At 68.0% G+C, this 17,311-nt stretch carries 16 protein-coding genes and 2 pseudogenes; 13 read left to right on the forward strand and 5 right to left on the reverse strand.

What is annotated here, in order from left to right; all coding sequences use genetic code 11:
* Window positions 1–30 precede the first annotated feature (30 nt).
* The 3 genes and pseudogenes from VYI76_RS11645 to VYI76_RS11655 all read left to right on the forward strand — a co-directional run.
* Complete coding sequence (locus VYI76_RS11645) at window positions 31–1,398, forward strand: methyl-accepting chemotaxis protein (RefSeq protein WP_326524902.1); 1,368 nt, start codon at window positions 31–33, stop codon at window positions 1,396–1,398.
* Window positions 1,399–1,453: 55 nt separating this feature from the next.
* Entirely contained in the window at window positions 1,454–2,152 is a 699-nt protein-coding gene (locus VYI76_RS11650; RefSeq protein ID WP_326524903.1) for an SDR family NAD(P)-dependent oxidoreductase, read from the forward strand.
* Window positions 2,153–2,204: 52 nt separating this feature from the next.
* Window positions 2,205–3,095: pseudogene (locus VYI76_RS11655) on the forward strand (integrase core domain-containing protein); the annotation flags it as partial.
* A gap of 200 nt (window positions 3,096–3,295) precedes the next feature.
* Here VYI76_RS11655 and dnaN read toward each other — a convergent pair.
* Both dnaN and VYI76_RS11665 read right to left on the reverse strand, forming a co-directional pair.
* On the reverse strand, window positions 3,296–4,411 hold the full coding sequence (gene dnaN, locus VYI76_RS11660) for a DNA polymerase III subunit beta (RefSeq protein WP_326524904.1): 1,116 nt from the start codon (window positions 4,409–4,411) through the stop codon (window positions 3,296–3,298).
* 230 nt (window positions 4,412–4,641) lie between these two features.
* Window positions 4,642–5,292: an outer membrane beta-barrel protein gene (locus VYI76_RS11665; RefSeq protein WP_326524905.1), complete on the reverse strand. Its 651-nt coding sequence runs from the start codon at window positions 5,290–5,292 to the stop codon at window positions 4,642–4,644.
* Between the two features lie 134 nt (window positions 5,293–5,426).
* Between VYI76_RS11665 and VYI76_RS11670 the strand changes: the two genes are divergently transcribed.
* Genes VYI76_RS11670 through rlmN form a run of 3 tightly spaced genes read left to right on the forward strand, consistent with a single transcriptional unit; the run spans window position 5,427 to window position 7,800 of the window.
* Window positions 5,427–6,080 (forward strand): histidine phosphatase family protein, encoded by a 654-nt coding sequence (locus VYI76_RS11670; protein WP_326524906.1) that lies wholly within the window; start codon window positions 5,427–5,429, stop codon window positions 6,078–6,080.
* The gene (locus VYI76_RS11675) at window positions 6,077–6,544 is read left to right on the forward strand and encodes an invasion associated locus B family protein (protein WP_326524907.1); all 468 of its coding nucleotides are present in this window, start codon (window positions 6,077–6,079) and stop codon (window positions 6,542–6,544) included. Before VYI76_RS11670 ends, VYI76_RS11675 begins: the two co-directional genes overlap by 4 nt.
* Before the next feature lie 47 nt (window positions 6,545–6,591).
* Window positions 6,592–7,800 carry a 23S rRNA (adenine(2503)-C(2))-methyltransferase RlmN gene (rlmN, locus tag VYI76_RS11680; protein WP_326524908.1) on the forward strand — a complete coding sequence of 403 codons (1,209 nt, stop codon included), beginning with the start codon at window positions 6,592–6,594 and terminating at the stop codon, window positions 7,798–7,800.
* Window positions 7,801–8,066: 266 nt separating this feature from the next.
* On the opposite strand, the pseudogene VYI76_RS11685 reads toward rlmN, so the two are convergent.
* Window positions 8,067–8,810: pseudogene (locus VYI76_RS11685) on the reverse strand (Abi family protein); the annotation flags it as partial.
* A gap of 81 nt (window positions 8,811–8,891) precedes the next feature.
* On the opposite strand from VYI76_RS11685, the gene VYI76_RS11690 reads away from it, so the two are divergent.
* From VYI76_RS11690 to VYI76_RS11705, 4 genes are read left to right on the forward strand one after another with little or no spacing between them, the layout of a single operon-like run.
* On the forward strand, window positions 8,892–9,653 hold the full coding sequence (locus VYI76_RS11690) for a sulfite exporter TauE/SafE family protein (protein ID WP_326524909.1): 762 nt from the start codon (window positions 8,892–8,894) through the stop codon (window positions 9,651–9,653).
* A 19-nt stretch (window positions 9,654–9,672) separates the two neighbouring features.
* Window positions 9,673–10,386, forward strand: a complete 714-nt coding sequence (locus tag VYI76_RS11695; protein WP_326524910.1) for a cytochrome b/b6 domain-containing protein — start codon at window positions 9,673–9,675, stop codon at window positions 10,384–10,386.
* Entirely contained in the window at window positions 10,383–11,129 is a 747-nt protein-coding gene (locus VYI76_RS11700) for a molybdopterin-dependent oxidoreductase (protein WP_326524911.1), read from the forward strand. Before VYI76_RS11695 ends, VYI76_RS11700 begins: the two co-directional genes overlap by 4 nt.
* 12 nt (window positions 11,130–11,141) lie before the next feature.
* Window positions 11,142–11,987, forward strand: coding sequence for an HpcH/HpaI aldolase/citrate lyase family protein (locus tag VYI76_RS11705; protein WP_326525107.1), 846 nt, complete (start codon window positions 11,142–11,144; stop codon window positions 11,985–11,987).
* Between the two features lie 21 nt (window positions 11,988–12,008).
* On the opposite strand, the gene VYI76_RS11710 is transcribed toward VYI76_RS11705, so the two are convergent.
* Both VYI76_RS11710 and VYI76_RS11715 read right to left on the reverse strand, forming a co-directional pair.
* Window positions 12,009–12,434 carry a DUF1801 domain-containing protein gene (locus tag VYI76_RS11710; protein WP_326524912.1) on the reverse strand — a complete coding sequence of 142 codons (426 nt, stop codon included), beginning with the start codon at window positions 12,432–12,434 and terminating at the stop codon, window positions 12,009–12,011.
* A gap of 12 nt (window positions 12,435–12,446) precedes the next feature.
* On the reverse strand, window positions 12,447–12,821 hold the full coding sequence (locus VYI76_RS11715) for a hypothetical protein (protein ID WP_326524913.1): 375 nt from the start codon (window positions 12,819–12,821) through the stop codon (window positions 12,447–12,449).
* Between the two features lie 90 nt (window positions 12,822–12,911).
* Here VYI76_RS11715 and VYI76_RS11720 point away from each other — a divergent pair, with 90 nt between their 5' ends.
* Genes VYI76_RS11720 through VYI76_RS11730 form a run of 3 tightly spaced genes read left to right on the forward strand, consistent with a single transcriptional unit; the run spans window position 12,912 to window position 17,306 of the window.
* Window positions 12,912–14,132: an argininosuccinate synthase gene (locus VYI76_RS11720; RefSeq protein ID WP_326524914.1), complete on the forward strand. Its 1,221-nt coding sequence runs from the start codon at window positions 12,912–12,914 to the stop codon at window positions 14,130–14,132.
* Window positions 14,133–14,163: 31 nt separating this feature from the next.
* A complete protein-coding gene (locus VYI76_RS11725; protein ID WP_326524915.1) occupies window positions 14,164–15,606 on the forward strand; it encodes a hypothetical protein in 1,443 nt (480 codons plus the stop codon).
* 35 nt (window positions 15,607–15,641) lie between these two features.
* Window positions 15,642–17,306, forward strand: a complete 1,665-nt coding sequence (locus tag VYI76_RS11730; RefSeq protein ID WP_326524916.1) for a hypothetical protein — start codon at window positions 15,642–15,644, stop codon at window positions 17,304–17,306.
* The last annotated feature ends 5 nt before the right edge of the window (window positions 17,307–17,311 follow it).

Raw genomic sequence — 17,311 nt, forward strand, 5'->3', positions numbered from 1 at the left:
GATCGTGCGGGGGATTACCGGCCCCGCGCCATGGAGACCGCCTTGACCCATTCCACGCCGCCCGTCGGTTCGCTCGCCGCCCAGATCGATCTTGCCACGCGTCTTCGCGTGTTCGGCTTCGACGCTGCATTGTTCGACGCCGCGCGCGCGGTGTGGGAGGTGATCGAGCCCGAGGTGCAGTCGGTCGCCGCCGCCTATTGGGAGCAATGGCTGGCCGGATTCGCCGACGAGCGCGACTGGGCGCCACACGAGACGCGCAAGATGGTCGATCTGGGCGTCGAATTCCTGCGCAAGCGCTTCCTGGAAACACGCGAGATCGGCTGGGTCGAATCGATCGAACGCTCGGTGGGCGCGGCCTATGCGGCGGGCGTGCGCCAGATGGCGCTGCGATCGATGATCTGCGCCAGCGACCGCGTCGCGCTCGACGTGCTGTTGCGGCGCGTACCGCACGGCGACCCGAGACTGCCGTCGATGATCGACGTGCTGATGCGGCTGACCAGCCTGGAAAGCGACATCACCGGATCAATCTACTTGCTCTATCGCAAGCACGACGAGCGCGCGAGCCGCGAGCGGCTGGCCGTCGATTTTCGCCAGTCGATCGCGGGAACGATCGAGCAGGCGTCGCAGCAGGGTGTCGCGCTGCGCGACCAGGCGGGGGTGACGTCGCTGGCGGCGCGAGGGATGCTGGGCAAGACGAGCGAGGTTGCGGCGGCGGCGGAACAGTCGGCGGTGGCGATGCGCGAGGCGGCGCAGACGGCGGCCGGGCTGATCCGCGCGATCGAGGATGCACGCGCCGAGGTGGAGGCGGCGGCCGAGATCGCGACGCGGGCGTCCGGGCAGGCGAGCGAGGCGGTGGGAATGAGCGAGACGCTGTCCGACCATGCCAAGTCGATCGAATCGATCCTGGGGCTGATCCGCGACATCGCGGGGCAGACCAACCTGCTGGCGCTCAATGCGACGATCGAGGCGGCGCGCGCCGGGGATGCGGGACGCGGCTTCGCGGTGGTGGCGCAGGAAGTGAAGAGCCTGGCGAACCAGACGGCGCGGGCAACCGACGATATCGCGGCGAAGATCGCGGCGATCCAGTCGGCGACGCGCGTGACCGTCGATACCAACGCCAGCATCAAGACGACGGTCGCGGAAGTGCAGACGTCCGCCGACCGCATCCGCAGCGCGATGGAGGCGCAGGCGACCACGGTGACCGCGATCACCGCATCGGTCGATGAGACCGCGCTCGCCGCCGATTCCATGTCCGCCACCATCGCCGCCATCCGCGAGGATACGGAGAATGTGGCGACGGACATCGAGGCGCTGGGATATGAATTCCGCCGGATCGACGAGACGCTGGCGAGCCTGCGCCAGTCGGCGGAAGGCTTCGTCCAGTCCGACGCGGCGTAGGCGTCATCCGTCTTTACCGGTTTCGTCCAGGGCGGGCGGAGTGGTAGGCGGGCGCATGATAAACATCCTCGTCACCGGAGCGTCGCGCGGGATCGGCGCCGCCGTCGTCCAGTCCCTCGAAGCGAGCAGCGCGCGCGTCGCGTGGCAGGCGACCGCCAGCGGGCTTCCCGCCGACTTCGCCGATCCCGCGGCGCCGCGCGACCTGTGGGCACGCGCGCTCGATGCGCTCGACGGCCGCATCGACGTGCTCGTCAACAATGCCGGCGTGTTCGAGGCGAATCCGATAGACCTCGACGACGATGCCTGGGCCGCGGGCTGGGACCGGACGATGCGCATCAACCTGACCGCGTCGGCCGAGCTGTGCCGGCTTGCGGTGCGCCACTGGCAGGATCGCGGGGGCGGCGGGCGGATCGTCAACGTCGCCAGCCGCGCTGCCTATCGCGGCGATTCGCCCGCGCACTGGCATTATGCGGCGTCGAAGGCCGGGATGGTCGCGATGACGAAATCGATCGCGCGGGGCAATGCCGCCGCCGGCATATTGGCGTTCGCGATCTGCCCCGGCTTCACGATGACGGGGATGGCGGACGATTATCTGGCGAGCCGCGGCGGCGACAAATTGCTCGCCGACATCCCGCTCGGCCGCGTCGCGATGCCCGACGAGGTGGCGGAAATGGCGCGCTGGCTGGCGCTCGATGCGCCGGCGTCGATGACCGGCGCGGTGCTCGACGTGAACGGCGCGTCCTATGTGCGGTGACCCTGGGTGTTTGGTCCCGGCATGTGATGGTGTAGTTTTGGCGGAGGGAGCTATGGGCGAGGTACGTCAAGGGAGCGCCAAGACCACACACGCCATTTGAGGCGAGCTACAGCGATCGCAAACTTCGGTCGCGAGCCTCGCGAAGCGGTACGGGATCAACGAGGAGATCGTCCTGAAGTGGCGGCATCGGCAGTCGGTAGAAGAGACTTGCCGATGGACCCGAAGGAACGCCGCAGCGCAGTGCTCTCGCCGATGGAGGAGGCAGCCATTGTTGCGCTGTGCGTGCAAGCTCGGCCCCCCTGGATGACGTCTTCGTCGCACTGAGGGACGTGATCCCGCAGCTGACGCGCTCGTCCTTGCACCGCTGCCTGCAACGGCATGGCATCATGCCGCCTGCCCAAGGCCGACCGCGACAAGCCCAAGAAATTCAAAGCTTACGAGAGAGATCTGCTACTTCCACATCGACATCGCCAGGTTACGCTACGAGGGTGGCAAAGGCTTCCTGTCCGTCACCGTAGACCGGACCTCGAAGCTGGTCTGCGCCCGCATCTATCGCAGAGCGACCAGGCTGGCGGCAGCCGCGTTCCTCATGATGCTGATCAAGGCCGTGCCCTACCCGATCCACACCATCCTGACCGACAATGGCGTGCAGCGGGTCGATCGTTGCCAGGGCGTCTCGCATACCTGGATCGGCCGCATCTTCGGCCGCCGCTGCCAAGGCAACGGCATCGAGCATCACCTCACGAAACCCTACCACCCCTGGATCAACGGCCAGGCCGAACGAATGGTCAGGACGATCAAGGGCGCAACGACCAAGTCCTTGCATTGTGCTTCGATCCAGGAACTGCGACGGCACGTCGCTGACTGGCTGATAGCCTACAACTTCGCCAGGCAGTTCAGGGCCTTGAAGTCCATATCCCCATATGAGGCCATCGACGCGCTCTGAAAATAAAAACCAGACGCATTCATCGTCAAACCCAGCCATCACATGCCGGGACCAAACACCGAACGGTCGGGACTTCAGGAAATGCCCGACTCGGGTGACGCCAGAATCGTCGGTCGCCGCTGGCGTGGCGCCGGCCGGGCTTTCGCATGCGCTTGCGCGCACCGACCGGTATGCCCGCTTGCCGTTCTCGCCCGACCTCAGACCCGCATCGGCATCAGCACGTACAGGGCCGGCGCCTTGTCGTTCTCGCGGATCAGCGTCGGCGCGGCGGCGTCGGCCAGGTGGACCTCCACCGTGTCGCCCTCGATCTGGCCAAGGATATCGAGCAGATAGCGGCTGTTGAAGCCGATCTCGAGGCCCGGCGCGGCATATTCGCCAGGCACTTCCTCCACCGCGGCGCCGTTTTCCGGGCTGGTCACCGACAGGGTGATCTTGTCGCGATCGACCGCCATCTTGACCGCGCGGGTCTTTTCGCTGGCGATCGTCGAGACGCGGTCCACGCCTTCCTCGAAGGCGCGCGGATCGAGCTTGAGCAGCTTGTCGTTGCCCGTCGGGATGACGCGCGAATAATCGGGGAAGGTGCCGTCGATCAGCTTCGACGTCAGGATCGCCTGGCCCAGGTCGAACCGGATCTTGCTGCCCGACAGCGACACGCCGACCGACCCGTCCACCTCGTCGAGTAGCTTGCGCAGTTCGCCCACGCACTTCCGGGGCACGATCACGTCGGGCATCGCCTCCGCCCCGTCCGGGCGCGGCACGGTGACGCGGGCGAGGCGATGGCCATCGGTCGCCGCCGCCTTCAGCACGGGCTGTCCGCCGTCATCGGCGGTGTGCAGGAAAATGCCGTTCAGATAATAGCGCGTCTCCTCAGTGGAGATCGCGAAACGGGTCTTGTCGATGATCTGCTTCAGCGTTTCGGCCGGCAGTTCGAACGTGGTCGGCAACTCGCCTTCCGCGATCACCGGGAAATCGTCGCGCGGCAGCGTCGGCAGGGACGAATTATACCGTCCCGCGCGGATCGACAGCCGCCCCTCGGCCGCGGCCAGCTCGACCTGCGATCCTTCGGGCAGCTTGCGCGCGATATCGAACAGCGTGTGCGCGCTGACGGTCGTCGTCCCCGGCTGGTCGACCGCAGCCGCCACCGTCTCGTCGACCTGCAGGTCGAGGTCGGTCGCCATCAGGCGGATGCTGCCCTCTCCCGACGCCTCGATCAGCACGTTCGACAGGATGGGAATCGTGTTGCGCCGCTCGACCACGGACTGGACGTGGCTCAGCCCCTTGAGCAGGGTCGCGCGTTCGATCGTCGCCTTCATGCCTTCAAACCCCCGGACGCCCCAGCTGCAGACTCGCGACCGGTGGCAATTGTGCCGATTCTCACCCTAGCGGACGGAAAAGGGCCGGAGCAAGCGGCTCCGGCCCTTCGATCCACAGCAATTTTCGATGCCGCGAGGGGCGCCACGCCGTTCAGACAGGGCGGCTGCGCCGCCCTGCCGCCCGACGTGGCGTCTCCTGCGATTGCTCGCGCAATCGCAGGGCGCCCGCGTCAGAATCGTATGCCGTAGCTCGCCACCAGCTGATGACGGTCGGTATCGATGTCGAACCGGCCGCTGGTCGCGCCGCTGGGGTAGGTGATCCGCGCGTCGTTGTAGTTCGAATAGCGGTATTCGAGCTTGGCGAAGCTGTTGCCGCCCACCGCACGCTCGACACCCGCGCCCGCACGCCAGCCGTCCAGCTTGAAGCCGGTGTCGGTGGTGGTCGTCGTGTTACCCGCCAGCACGTTCAGCTTGGCGTTGGTGTAGCCGCCCTTCACATAGATCATCGTGTTCGGCGAGGCGAGGATGCCGGCGCGCGCGCCGGCATAGAGGTCGCGGCCGGCGGACACCCGGCCGAAGCCGAAGTCGGTCGTATACGGCTGGCGATCGCTCTTCGCGGTCGATCCGGTGATCTCGCCCTCGACGCCCAGCACGACGCCGCCCGCCGCGAAATCATAGCCGATGCCGCCGCCGTACAGTAGGCCGTCGATCTTCTGGTCGTCGCGGCCGTTGTTGTTGCTCACGCTGCTGCCGGCGCCGACATGGTCATAGCCCAGCGTCGCCTCGATACGCGGGCCGGTGAACGTCGGGTTCACGTCCTGCGCCAGCGCGGGGGTGGCCGCGGTTCCGGCGATCAGGGCGACGGCGATGAACTTACGCATAGAAAACTCCATTCAAACAACCCGGAAACTGCCGGGGTTGGCGCAACTAGGGAGTGGCCGCCGGGGTTGCATGAACCTCAGATAAACGCGGAAATCCGTTGCTTTTGCGCCACAGGGGGTTGAAACGGGGCGCGATGGAACCAGGGCGATCGAGGTTGGGGCGCGACTTCGTCGCCCGGCATGGCGAGACCGTCTACAACGTCGCCGGACGGATGCAGGGCGATCATCCGCACACCACCCTCACCCGCGCTGGCTTCGCCCAGGCCGACGCGATGGGCGCAACCCTGCGCGACCTGCTCGGACCGCGCCCGAAGCTGACAATGTGGGCATCGACCGCCGGCCGTGCGCTCCAGACGCTGGCGGTGATCGCCGAGCATCTCGAGCTCGACTGGCACGCCGCGCGCACCGATCCCCGCCTGGTCGAGATCGGCATGGGCGCGTGGAGCGGTCGCTATTACCGCGACGTCATCGCAGAGGCCGGCGACTTCGTCGATCGCGCCCACGGCCTCTACACCCGCGCGCCGCAGGACGGCGAATGGTATGACGCGATCGCCGCGCGGGTCGCGCTATGGCTCGCCGATACCGACGACGATCCCGGCGACCGGCTGGTCATCATGCACGGCATGTCCAGCCGCGTGCTGCGCGGGGTGATGACCGGCCAGGACGTACTCCCCGGCTTCGACGCCCCCGTCGCCGCGAACCTGCCGCAGGGATCGATCGCGATGATCGAGCACGGCCGGGAGACGATCGTCCATCGTGGCACCGGCGCGGGCGAGACGCCGACATGAGCCTGCTGCTCGCGCTCGCCCTTCAGGCGGCGGCGGAAGGTCGCCGCTCGCTCGGCACGTTCGAGGCGTGGGGCGCGTTCCGTGACGCGGCGCCGCAGCGCTGCTTCGCAATCGCCGAGCCGCTCGGGCGTACCCGCCCCACCCGCCCCTTCGCTAGCGTCGCGACCTGGCCCGGCACGGCGGCGCGCAACCAGTTCCACGCCCGCCTCAGCCGCCCGCGCGCGTCGGCGGCCAAGGTCACGCTGTCGATCGGCGAGCGCCGCTTCGAACTTCTCGCCGGCCCGGTCGATGCCTGGTCCCCCGATCCCGCCACCGACCGCGCGATCGTCACGGCGATGCGCGGCGGCCGCAGCATGAGCGTCGAAAGCGTCTCCGCCGCCGGCCAGCCCTTCGCCGACACCTATGCGCTGAAAGGCGCCGCCACCGCGATCGACGCCGCCGCGGTGGGGTGTGCCCGCGTCTGATGCGCGGCCGGTAGAAAAACCGCGCCCGATCGGCTATATCGGCGTCCATGCAGACAGGATCGGCCGCCCCCATGCCCATTCCCGGGCACATCGACCCCGTGCCCGTGCCGCGCGCGCTGCCGATGCGCAGCGACGGGCGGATCGACCTGCTCGGCCTGTCGAAGGGCGATCTGCGCATGGCGCTGGAGACGGCGCAGCTCGAACCGAAGCAGGCGAAGCTGCGCGCCAAGCAGCTGTGGCACTGGATGTACAATCGCGGCGTCACCGATTTCGCGCTGATGACCGACATCTCGAAGCAGCTGCGCCCGTGGCTGGAGCAGCGCTTCGTCATCTCGCGCCCCGAAGTCGTCACCGCGCAGGTCAGCAGCGACGGCACCCGCAAGTGGCTGCTGCGTTCCGACGACGGCCAGGATTACGAGGCGGTGTTCATCCCCGACGCCGATCGCGGCACCTTGTGTGTATCCAGCCAAGTCGGCTGCACGCTCAACTGCCGCTTCTGCCACACCGGCACGATGCGGCTGGTGCGCAACCTGACGCAGGCGGAAATCGTCGGCCAGGTGATGCTCGCGCGCGACGCGCTTGGTGAATGGCCCAGCCAGCCCGAGGGGCGGATGCTCACCAACATCGTGATGATGGGGATGGGCGAGCCGCTCTACAATTTCGACAATGTCCGCGACGCGCTCAGGATCGTGATGGACGGCGACGGCCTCGCGCTCAGCAAGCGCCGCATCACCCTCTCCACCTCGGGCGTGGTGCCGATGATGGCGCGCGCGGGCGAGGAGATCGGCGTGAACCTCGCCGTCTCGCTCCACGCGGTGACGAAGGAAATCCGCGACGAGATCGTGCCCTTGAACCGCAAATACGGCATCGAGCAGCTGTTGCAGGCGTGTGCCGACTATCCCGGCGCCAACAACGCGCGGCGCATCACCTTCGAATATGTCATGCTGAAGGACAAGAACGACAGCGACGCCGACGCGCGCGAACTCGTCCGCCTCATCAAGCAATACAAGCTGCCGGCGAAGGTCAACCTGATCCCGTTCAACCCCTGGCCCGGCGCGCCCTATGACACCTCGACGCCCGAGCGGGTGAAGGCGTTCAGCAACATCGTGTTCGAAGCCGGCATCTCCGCCCCCGTCCGCACGCCCCGTGGGCGCGACATCGACGCGGCGTGCGGCCAGCTCAAGACGAGCGCGGAACGCAAGTCGCGCGCGGACCTCGACCGGCTGGCGGAGGAGAAGCAGGCGGCGCTGGGGTAAACTGATGTCCAGAGGGGGCGATTGTCCCAGTCGGTCGGAAATCCCATCGCGGCAACATCGCCGGAGGGGTGTCCGCGGATCAGCGCGGCAATGTCCGACGCCCAACTTGAATCGGGTGCCACTGTCTCGATCACATGGGCAATCGTCGTCAACGTGTTGTACAAACGCGCCGGTGCCTGCGTAGCAGTTAAATCGAGTGACGCATTCAGCCGCACCGGTTTCTGGGCAAGTTTCGGCGGCTTGAGAAAGCCCCTGTTCCATAGCCTACCGTGATGGGCGCAGATATTCCTTACATCTGTCAGATGGCGCACCAGCGGGACCAGAACGACTTCCGGCAGGCCAAGCGCGAACGCTATGCGATTTCGCAGCGCCCGATCGGAAAGGTTCGTGTACCAGCGCGAAAGTTGTCCAAACGACATCATCTCCGCCACCATCCAGACCGGCGGCAGCGCGGGGCTGTCGTAAGTTGATCGATAATGTTTGATGTATGTTTCATTGGACGTGCCGACGTCGCCAGCTAGCTTGGCTAGGCACCGATGAAATTCGGCGCGATTTTCGTAGAGAGAAGCGTCGAGATATGAATGTCCGTCCTGAACTTGCGCCAATTGATAGGCCCAACTGCCGCGCAGCGCGACCTCGACATGCTCAGCGCCGCGCATCACGCAACGACGCAGGTTACGATCGAAGTCGTAAAGCGCCGTTACATCGGAGAAACGGGTGCCGGGTCGGAAGCGCGGGCCAGACCCCGCTTTTGATCGCTCGTAATACAACCAATAGGCGCTCAGACGATAGTAGCTGACGTGCTTGAGCCAATATTCGGCAATTGCTACGTCATCGATCTCCATGCCATTGGCTTGGAGATGCTTGATCTGCTGGGCGTAGGTGAGCGAGGCTTTATCAAACGGATGGGTCATCAGCCCGCCAGCGTAGAGCACAACGCACGACAAAAAAAAGACCCGCCCAGTGTGCATATCCCAGTGGGACATAGGCCGGGCGGGTGCGATTGCCATGGAGATAATGGGGAATTTCCAACAAATCAATAACGCCAGCAGACTGCTCGACAATCTCCGACCTACCCCTAAAGCACACGCGTGGCCGACCTCACCCCGCTCCTCGCCCTCGCCTTCGCTGCCGGCATCGTTGGCGGGGCGATGAACGCGCTGGCGGGCGGCGGCACCTTCGCGACGCTGCCCGCGCTGATCGCGCTCGGCCTGCCCGCCAACATCGCCAACGCGACCTCCAATGTCGCGCTGCTGCCGGGCGCCGGGGCGAGCGCGCTGGCCTATCGCGACGAACTCGGGTCCCTGGGCGGCGTCGGCTGGCGGACGCTCGCGGCGATCACCTTCGTCGGCGGCCTCGCCGGCAGCGTGCTGCTGGTGCTGACGCCCAGCCGTGCGTTCGATCTCATCATCCCGTGGCTGCTGTTGTTCGCCTTCCTCGTGATGCTGGCCGGCAAGCGCGCCGCGGCCTGGCTCCACGCCCGCGTGACGATCGGCGCCCGCACGCTGATCGTGTCGCAAGTCTTCCTCGGCATCTACGGCGGCTATTTCGGCGGCGGCGTCGGGCTCATCACCACCGCGGTCTACGGCCTGCTCGCCCACGTCACGCCGCGGGCGATGTTCGCGCCGCGCACGCTGATGCTGGCGGTCGCCAATTTCGCCGCCGCCTTCGTGTTCATCGGCTTCGGCATGGTGGCGTGGTGGGCGTGCCTGCCGATGCTGGCGGGCGGCATCCTCGGCGGTTGGCTGGGCGCGGCGGTGGGCAAGCGGCTTTCGCCGGTCGCGGTGCGGCTGTGGACGCTCGCTGTGACCGGCGCGACGACCGCGGTGTTCTTCTGGCGCGCCTACGGCTGAACGGCTAGGCTCGCCGCCGATGGACCGGCCGCGCATCCTCCACCGCCATGCCCTCGCGACGCGGCTGTGGCACTGGGTGACGGCGGTGAGCGTCATCATCCTGCTGGGCAGCGGGCTGATGATCCTCAACGCCCATCCGCAGCTCTACTGGGGTCAGTATGGCGCGAACTTCGATACGCCGTGGTTCCGCGTGGCCTGGGTGTTCGACGGCGGGCGAGTGCCCGGCTGGCTGACCATCCCGTCGACCTACAACCTGGCGCTCGCCCGGCGCTGGCACCTGCTCTTCGCACTGGTCCTCGCCTTCGCGCTGGCGGCATACATGGTCGCCAGCCTGCTCAACCGCCATTTCCAGCGCGACCTGCGCGTCCGGGCACGCGACCTGGCCCCCGCGACGCTGGCGCATGATCTGGCCGAACATGCCGCCCTGCACTTCCACGACCCGGCAAGCCCCGGCGCCTACAACGTCCTCCAGAAGCTCGCCTATGTCGCGGTGATCTTCGTCGCCCTGCCGCTGCTGATCTTCACCGGCCTCGCCATGTCGCCGGGGATGAACGCGGCGTGGCCCTGGCTGGTCGACCTGTTCGGTGGGCGTCAGTCGGCGCGGTCGATCCACTTCATCGTGGCGATCGCGCTGGCGGCGTTCCTGGTGGTCCACCTCGCGCTCGTCATCCTGGCGGGGCCGTGGAACGAGGTGCGGTCGATGCTGACCGGCAAGTGGCGGGTGCCCGAATGATCCTGACGCGGCGCAGCGCGCTGGTGGTCGGCGCGGGCGGGCTGCTCGCCGGCTGCGACGCAGTGGGCAACAGCGCGATCGGCCGCCGCGTGCTGCGCGCCGGGGAGGACGCGCACTTCGCACTCCAGCGCGGGCTGACCGATCGCACCGCACTGGCCCGCGAATTCCGCCCCGACCAGATGTCGCCGGTGTTCCGCTCGAACGGCACGCGCAACCCGGACACGGTCGGCTACAACGCCCACGCCGCCCGCGACTTCGCCGACTGGCGGATCAGGGTCGATGGCCTCGTCGCCCGGCCGCTCGCGCTGTCGATTACCGATCTCCGGGCGATGCCGGCGCGCACCCAGATCACCCGGCACGACTGCGTCGAGGGATGGAGCGCGATCGGCCAGTGGACCGGCCCGCGGCTGCAGCCGATCCTCGGGTTCGCCGGGCTGCTTCCTGCCGCGCGCTACATCGTCTTCCACTGCGCCGACCGGCTTGGCGGGCGGCCCTATTACGAGAGCATCGACCTGGTCGATGCCTTCCACCCCCAGACGATCCTCGCCTGGATGCTCAATGGCCAGCCGATCGGCGTGCCGCACGGCGCCCCCGTCCGCCTGCGTGTCGAACGGCAACTGGGCTACAAGCACGCCAAATATGTCGAGCGGATCGAGGCCGTCGCCTCACTCGACGCTGTCTTCGGCGGCAAGGGCGGCTATTGGGAGGATGTCGCCGATTATGAATGGTATGCGGGAATCTGAATGACCGACCCCTTGCGCCTCCGCTCGCTGCTCTTCGTTCCCGGCGACCGGCCCGACCGGATGGCAAAGGCGCTTTCCTCCGGCGCCGACGCGCTGATCCTCGATCTCGAGGACGCCGTCGCTCCCGATGCCAAGCCCGCCGCCCGGGGGATGATCGCCGAGTTCCTCGCCGCCCACGGCCGCGACGTCGCGCTGTTCGTGCGGGTCAATCCGCTCGACAGCGGCCTGGCCGACGCCGATCTCGACGCCGTCGCGCCGGCGCGACCCAGCGGCTGGGTGCTGCCCAAGGCCGAAGGCAGCGCATCGGTGCTCGATCTCGACGCGCGGCTTGCCGAACGCGGCGACCGCACCGCCCCGATCCTGCCGATCGCCAGTGAAACCGCCCGCGCCGTGTTCCAGCTCGGCAGCTATGCCGACGCCCCCGCCCGCCTCGCCGGCCTGACCTGGGGCGCGGAGGATCTGCCCGCGGCGATCGGCGCCGAGGCGAGCCGCGAGGACGATGGCCGCTATACCGCGCCCTACCAGATGGTCCGCGCGCTCACGCTGTTCGGCGCGGCGGCGGCGGGCGTCGCGCCGATCGAGACGGTCTATCCCGCGTTCCGCGACCTCGACGGCCTCGCCGCCTATGCCCGCGCCGGCGCCCGCGACGGCTTCACCGGCATGATGGCGATCCACCCCGCGCAGGTGAGCGTCATCAACGCCGCCTTCACCCCCTCGGACGAAGCCCTGGCTCATGCCCGCGCCATCGTCGCCGCTTTCGACGCCAATCCCGGCGCCGGCGCGCTCAGCCTGGACGGGCGTATGATCGACCGGCCGCACCTGGTGCAGGCACAGCGGCTGATCGCCCGCGCCGGATAGCGATCGCCCGCGCGGGAAACCTCAACACACCGCGCAGTGATCCACATCCCGCGCCGCCTCCCACGACCGGCGCACGATCTCCTCGAGAACGCCTAGGTCCACATCGGCAAGCTTGGTGATGTACAGGCACGCCTTCGACGTCTTGTGCTTGCCGAGCCGCGCGAGCAGCGCGTCATATTCGGGGAACCCGCCGACGTAGAGCACCTGATGCGCCGATCGCGGTGAGAAGCCGATTCGGCACATGTCGCCTTCGTGCCCGCTGGCGTAGCGATAATGGTAGCGGCCGAAGCCGATGATCGACGGCCCCCACATCACCGGCGGCTCGCCAGTCAACCGCTCCATCATCGCGCAGACCGCCGCACCGTCGGCGCGCCGTACCTGATGGGGTACGGCGGCGATGAAATCCGCCGGCGAGATCGCGGCCGCCCGGGTCTTGATTTCCGCCATGCGGCCCGCTCCCTACTTCGGTTCGCTCGCGCGTTCGTCGGCGGTGACCTTGCCGTCCTTGTTGGCATCCATCTTGTCGAAACGCGGCATCTCGAACGCGACCGCTTCGACCACCGTCACCGTGCCATCGCCGTTGGCGTCGCGGCGCGCGAGCCATTTCTGCGTCGCCTCCAGCGTCCAGGCCGAACCGTCGGCGCGGTTCGGGCGGGTCTTCATCAATTCGTCGGCGGTGACGGTGCCATCGCCGTTCGCATCATAGCGCTTGTACTTGCTGGTCTGCTGTTTCTCGAAATCGGCCTTCGTCATCGGCTTGCCCGACTGGGCGAGCGCCGGTGCGGCGAAAATGGCGATGGCTGAGGTGAGGGCGAGGAACGCGACCGGTTTCATACATGCTCTCCTGTCTTGTGGCCCGACAATAGCGCAGCGGGCGCCAGCGTAAAGTTGCTCGCCGCGCGCCCGCCGCCTAAAGGCCCGCGCATGACCGATTCCAGCATCAAGCGTGTCGTCCTCGCCTATTCCGGCGGCCTCGACACCTCCGTCATCCTCAAGTGGTTGCAGCAGACCTATAATTGCGAGGTCGTAACCTTCACCGCCGACCTGGGCCAGGGCGAGGAGCTGGAGCCCGCGCGCCGCAAGGCGGAGATGGCCGGCGTCAAGCCCGAGCACATCTTCATCGACGATCTGCGCGAGGAATTCGTCAAGGATTACGTCTTCCCGATGATGCGGGCGAACGCGCTGTATGAGGGGCTGTACCTGCTCGGCACGTCGATCGCGCGACCGCTGATCGCCAAGCGCCAGATCGAGATCGCCAAGCTCGTCAATGCCGACGCCGTCAGCCACGGCGCGACCGGCAAGGGCAACGATCAGGTCCGCTTCGAACTCGGCTATTACGCGCTCAACCCCGACATCAAGGTGATCGCGCCGTGGCGCGAATGGGACCTGACCAGCCGTACCAGGCTGATCGAATTCGCCGAGGCGCACCAGATTCCCGTCGCCAAGGACAAGCGCGGTGAGGCCCCCTTCTCGACCGACGCCAACCTGCTGCACACCTCCAGCGAGGGCAAGGTTCTGGAGGATCCGTGGGACGAGGTGCCCGATTACGTCTATTCGCGCACCGTCAACCCGGAAGATGCCCCCGATCAGCCGGAGACGATCACGATCGATTTCGAACGCGGCGACGGCATCGCGCTGAACGGCCAGGCGATGAGCCCGGCTACCCTGCTGGCGGCGCTCAACGACCTTGGCCGCAAGCACGGCATCGGGCGTCTCGATCTCGTGGAAAACCGCTTCGTCGGCATGAAATCGCGCGGCATGTACGAGACGCCGGGCGGTACGATCTACCATTTGGCGCACCGGGGCATCGAGCAGATCACGCTCGATCGCGGCGCCGCACACCTGAAGGACGAACTCGCGCCGCGCTATGCCGAACTGGTCTACAACGGTTTCTGGTTCTCGCCCGAGCGCGAGATGCTTCAGGCCGCCGTCGACCACAGCCAGGAAAAGGTCGCAGGCACCGTTCGCCTGAAGCTGTACAAGGGCAATGTCATCATCACCGGCCGCAAGTCGCCCAACACGCTCTACAGCGAGAAGGTGGTGACGTTCGAGGACGATCAGGGCGCCTATGACCAGCGCGACGCGGCCGGCTTCATCAAGCTCAACGCGCTGCGCCTGCGCCTGCTCGGCCGGCGCGATCGATAGGCGTTAACCATTTTGCGCTAGTCCGCTCGCCATGCGCGGGCAGGCTGGCGAATGGTGGCAGACGCGGTGGTTCGCCACCGTCGCGACACTCATCGCCTGCGCGCCGCTCGCCTGGCCGGACTTTCCACCACTGACCGATCTGCTCGGCCACGCCGGGCGGTATCGCGTGATGCTGGACGGCGGCGCCGGGCCGCTCGGGCAATGGTATGGCTTCCAGTGGCGACCGGTCGGGAATCTCGGCGCGGACATGCTGGTCGCGCTGCTTGGGCCCGCGATCGGTCTGGAAGCGGCGGTCAGGATTGCCGTTGCGCTGGCGGTCGCTCTCACAACTATCGGCCTGCTCACCCTGTCGCGCGCCGCGCATGGCCAGGTCAGCCCCTATGCGCTGGTCGCGCTGCCGCTGGTGTGGAACCACGCGCTGCACACCGGCTTCCTGAACTTCGCGCTGGCGATGGGGCTGGCGCTCAACGCGCTCGCATTGTGGCTGTTCATGGCTGGCAACCGCTGGCGCCCGGCCGTGTTCGTGCCGATCGCCCTGATCGTGTGGAGCGCGCATGCGTTCGGCTGGGCTGTGCTCGCGCTCGCTGGCTTCGCGGCCGATTGGGCGCGGACCCGCCGGCCGTTCGCGGCTGCACTCGCCTGCCTGCCGCTCGCTGCCCCCTTGCCGCTGATGCTGCTGTGGCGATCGGCAAGCGGGGGCGAGACCTTCGGCTTTCTCGATATCGAGGCCAAGCTGCTGGCTGTGCTGATGATCTTGCGTGATCGCTGGGCCGCGCTCGACATCGCCAGCCTGATCGTGACGCTCGCTGTCCTGGTCTATGGCATCCGCAAGGGGCGGCTGTCGGGGCCGATCGGCTGGGCGGCGGCGGCACTGTTCGCGGCCTTCCTCGCGCTGCCGACCTGGCTGATGGGATCTGCTTTCGCCGATATGCGCGCCGCGCCCTTCGTCCTCGCGCTCGCACTCGTCGCGCTGGCCCCGGCCGATCCCCGGCAGGCGCGCACCGTGGCGATGCTGGGCCTCGCCCTCCTGGTCAGCCGCACCGGCGCGACCGCCGCCAGCCTCGTACTGGCCGGCGAGCGGCAGGACCGCGAACTCGCCGCGCTGGCGCATGTGCCAGAAGGTGCGCGGATCGCGCTGTTCGTTTCGCCCGAATGTGCCGAGCCCTGGCGGATGGCGCGGCTGGATCACATCGGCGGCCTCGCTACCGCGCGCAGGCGGGCCTTCGTCAACGATCAATGGCCCGATATCGGCGCCTCGTTGCTGACCGTCCGTTACCCTGCCGCGCACCCGTTCGAGGCGGACCCGTCGCAGCTTCTGCCATGCGATGGCGGCGCGGCGCTGACGCGGCGCCTGGCAATGCTGCCGCGCGACGCGTTCGATTATCTGTGGCTCGTCAACCTGCCCGATCGCCCCGCCCCGCGTCCCGGCCAGGTCTGGGGGGCGGGGAACAGCGCGCTGTATCGGCTGGACTGACGGGGCATTAACCATCGCCCGCTAAGCCGGGTGCGATGACCGCCCGTTTCTTCCGTTCGCCGCACCTGTGGGCCGCGCTGCTCGCCTGCCTGCTGGGTGCGGCATGGACGGTCAGCGACTGGACGAACCTCAGCCGCCTGCGGCTGCCCGACACCGACGACGCGATGCGCCTGCAACAGGTGCGAGACTGGATCACGGGACAGGGTTTCGCCGATGTGTCGCAGCACCGGCTGGCCGGTGGCCTGGCGATGCACTGGTCGCGGATCGGCGACCTCGTGCCGGCCGCGCTGATCCTGATGCTGCGCCCGTTCACGGGACAGGCGGGGGCGGAGATCGCCGCCGTCGTCGCCTGGCCGATCGTCCAGTTCGCCGCGCTGCTGGCGCTGACGCACGGCATCACCCGCCGGATCGCACCCGCCGCCGCCGGGACGGCACTGGTGCTCGCCGCTCTCGCCTATCCCGCCTCCAGCCTGTTCCTTCCGGGGCGGATCGACCATCACGGCCTGCAATTGCTGCTGGTGCTGGTCCAGGTCCGCGCGCTGCTTTCGCCGCCGAGCCTCCGTTCCGGTGCGATTGCCGGTGTCGCCGTGGCGGCTGGCGCGGCGATCGGGCTGGAGACGCTGCCGTTCGCCGTCGTGACGGGGGCCATCGTCGTCATCGGCTGGCTGCGCGGCGAACGGGATCGCCAGACGGGCTTCGGCCTGGCGGTCGCTTTCGGCCTGCTCGCATTGCTGCCGCTCGCCGGGCACGGCGGCGCCTGCGACACCATCGCGCCGCTGGCTCCAGTAGCTATCGCGGGCGCGCTTGCGTTCGCCGCGCTTGGGCGGGTCGAGCGTCGCCGGTTTGCGCTTCTGGCGGCAACCGGCGGAGCGCTCGCGGTTTTGGCCTGGCCCGCCGCGCGACCTTGCCTGTCGGGCCCCTATGGCGACGTCGATCCGCTGCTCGTGCGGCTGTGGCTGGCGCAGGTGAGCGAGGCGCAGCCGCTGTTCGCCGCTCCGGCCGCACAGGCGATCGCCTATGCCGGGCTGCTGATCGCCGGGCTGGCCGCCAGCGGATGGCTGGCGTGGCGGCGCGGCGGCGACTGGTGGATGTTGCTCCCCTATCAGGCGACGGCGATGGCGATCACGCTGGCGCAGTTGCGCGGCGTGTATGTCGGCGCGGCGCTGGCGGTCGTGCCGCTGGCGATTCTGCTCGCCGAACAACGCGCGCGGGCACGGCTGCCCGCGGTGCTGGCGCTGTGGATCGCCGGCACCGGACTCAGCTATCCGCTGATCGCGGGGCAAATCGCGCCGAAATCGGCCGCTGCCACCGCAAGCGCCTGCGACCTTTCGGCCGTCATCGACCGCCTTGCCACGCTGCCCCCCGGTCAGGTCATGGCCGGCGTCGATATCGGTGCCTGGACGATCGCCGGGACGAAGCATCGGGCGATCGCGGCGCCGTACCACCGCAACAACGCCGGCAACGCGGCGATGTACCGCTTTTTTCTGGGGCCGCCCGATCAGGCCGCGCGGATCGCGGCGACGTGGCGGGTCGACTATGTCGTGGTCTGCCCCGGCATGCTGGGCAGCGTGCGCGCGCCGGCGGGATCGATCGCGGCCGGCGCAGTTCCGGCATGGCTGCATCGCCTTGACCCGCCGGGCGCGGTTCCCGCCGTCTTCACCACAGATCGCCGCTTGTCCGAAACCCCACCGGCGCGATAGACGCA

The sequence above is a fragment of the Sphingomonas sp. genome, assembly GCF_035910975.1.
Lineage (GTDB): Bacteria > Pseudomonadota > Alphaproteobacteria > Sphingomonadales > Sphingomonadaceae > Sphingomonas.

Coding starts and splice junctions, on each gene's coding strand:
- VYI76_RS11645 (WP_326524902.1), top strand. CDS start 31: ATGGAGACCGCCTTGACCCATTCCACGCCGCCCGTCGGTTCGCTCGCC.
- VYI76_RS11650 (WP_326524903.1), top strand. CDS start 1,454: ATGATAAACATCCTCGTCACCGGAGCGTCGCGCGGGATCGGCGCCGCC.
- dnaN (WP_326524904.1), bottom strand. CDS start 4,411: ATGAAGGCGACGATCGAACGCGCGACCCTGCTCAAGGGGCTGAGCCAC.
- VYI76_RS11665 (WP_326524905.1), bottom strand. CDS start 5,292: ATGCGTAAGTTCATCGCCGTCGCCCTGATCGCCGGAACCGCGGCCACC.
- VYI76_RS11670 (WP_326524906.1), top strand. CDS start 5,427: ATGGAACCAGGGCGATCGAGGTTGGGGCGCGACTTCGTCGCCCGGCAT.
- VYI76_RS11675 (WP_326524907.1), top strand. CDS start 6,077: ATGAGCCTGCTGCTCGCGCTCGCCCTTCAGGCGGCGGCGGAAGGTCGC.
- rlmN (WP_326524908.1), top strand. CDS start 6,592: ATGCAGACAGGATCGGCCGCCCCCATGCCCATTCCCGGGCACATCGAC.
- VYI76_RS11695 (WP_326524910.1), top strand. CDS start 9,673: ATGGACCGGCCGCGCATCCTCCACCGCCATGCCCTCGCGACGCGGCTG.
- VYI76_RS11700 (WP_326524911.1), top strand. CDS start 10,383: ATGATCCTGACGCGGCGCAGCGCGCTGGTGGTCGGCGCGGGCGGGCTG.
- VYI76_RS11710 (WP_326524912.1), bottom strand. CDS start 12,434: ATGGCGGAAATCAAGACCCGGGCGGCCGCGATCTCGCCGGCGGATTTC.
- VYI76_RS11715 (WP_326524913.1), bottom strand. CDS start 12,821: ATGAAACCGGTCGCGTTCCTCGCCCTCACCTCAGCCATCGCCATTTTC.
- VYI76_RS11720 (WP_326524914.1), top strand. CDS start 12,912: ATGACCGATTCCAGCATCAAGCGTGTCGTCCTCGCCTATTCCGGCGGC.
- VYI76_RS11725 (WP_326524915.1), top strand. CDS start 14,164: ATGCGCGGGCAGGCTGGCGAATGGTGGCAGACGCGGTGGTTCGCCACC.
- VYI76_RS11730 (WP_326524916.1), top strand. CDS start 15,642: ATGACCGCCCGTTTCTTCCGTTCGCCGCACCTGTGGGCCGCGCTGCTC.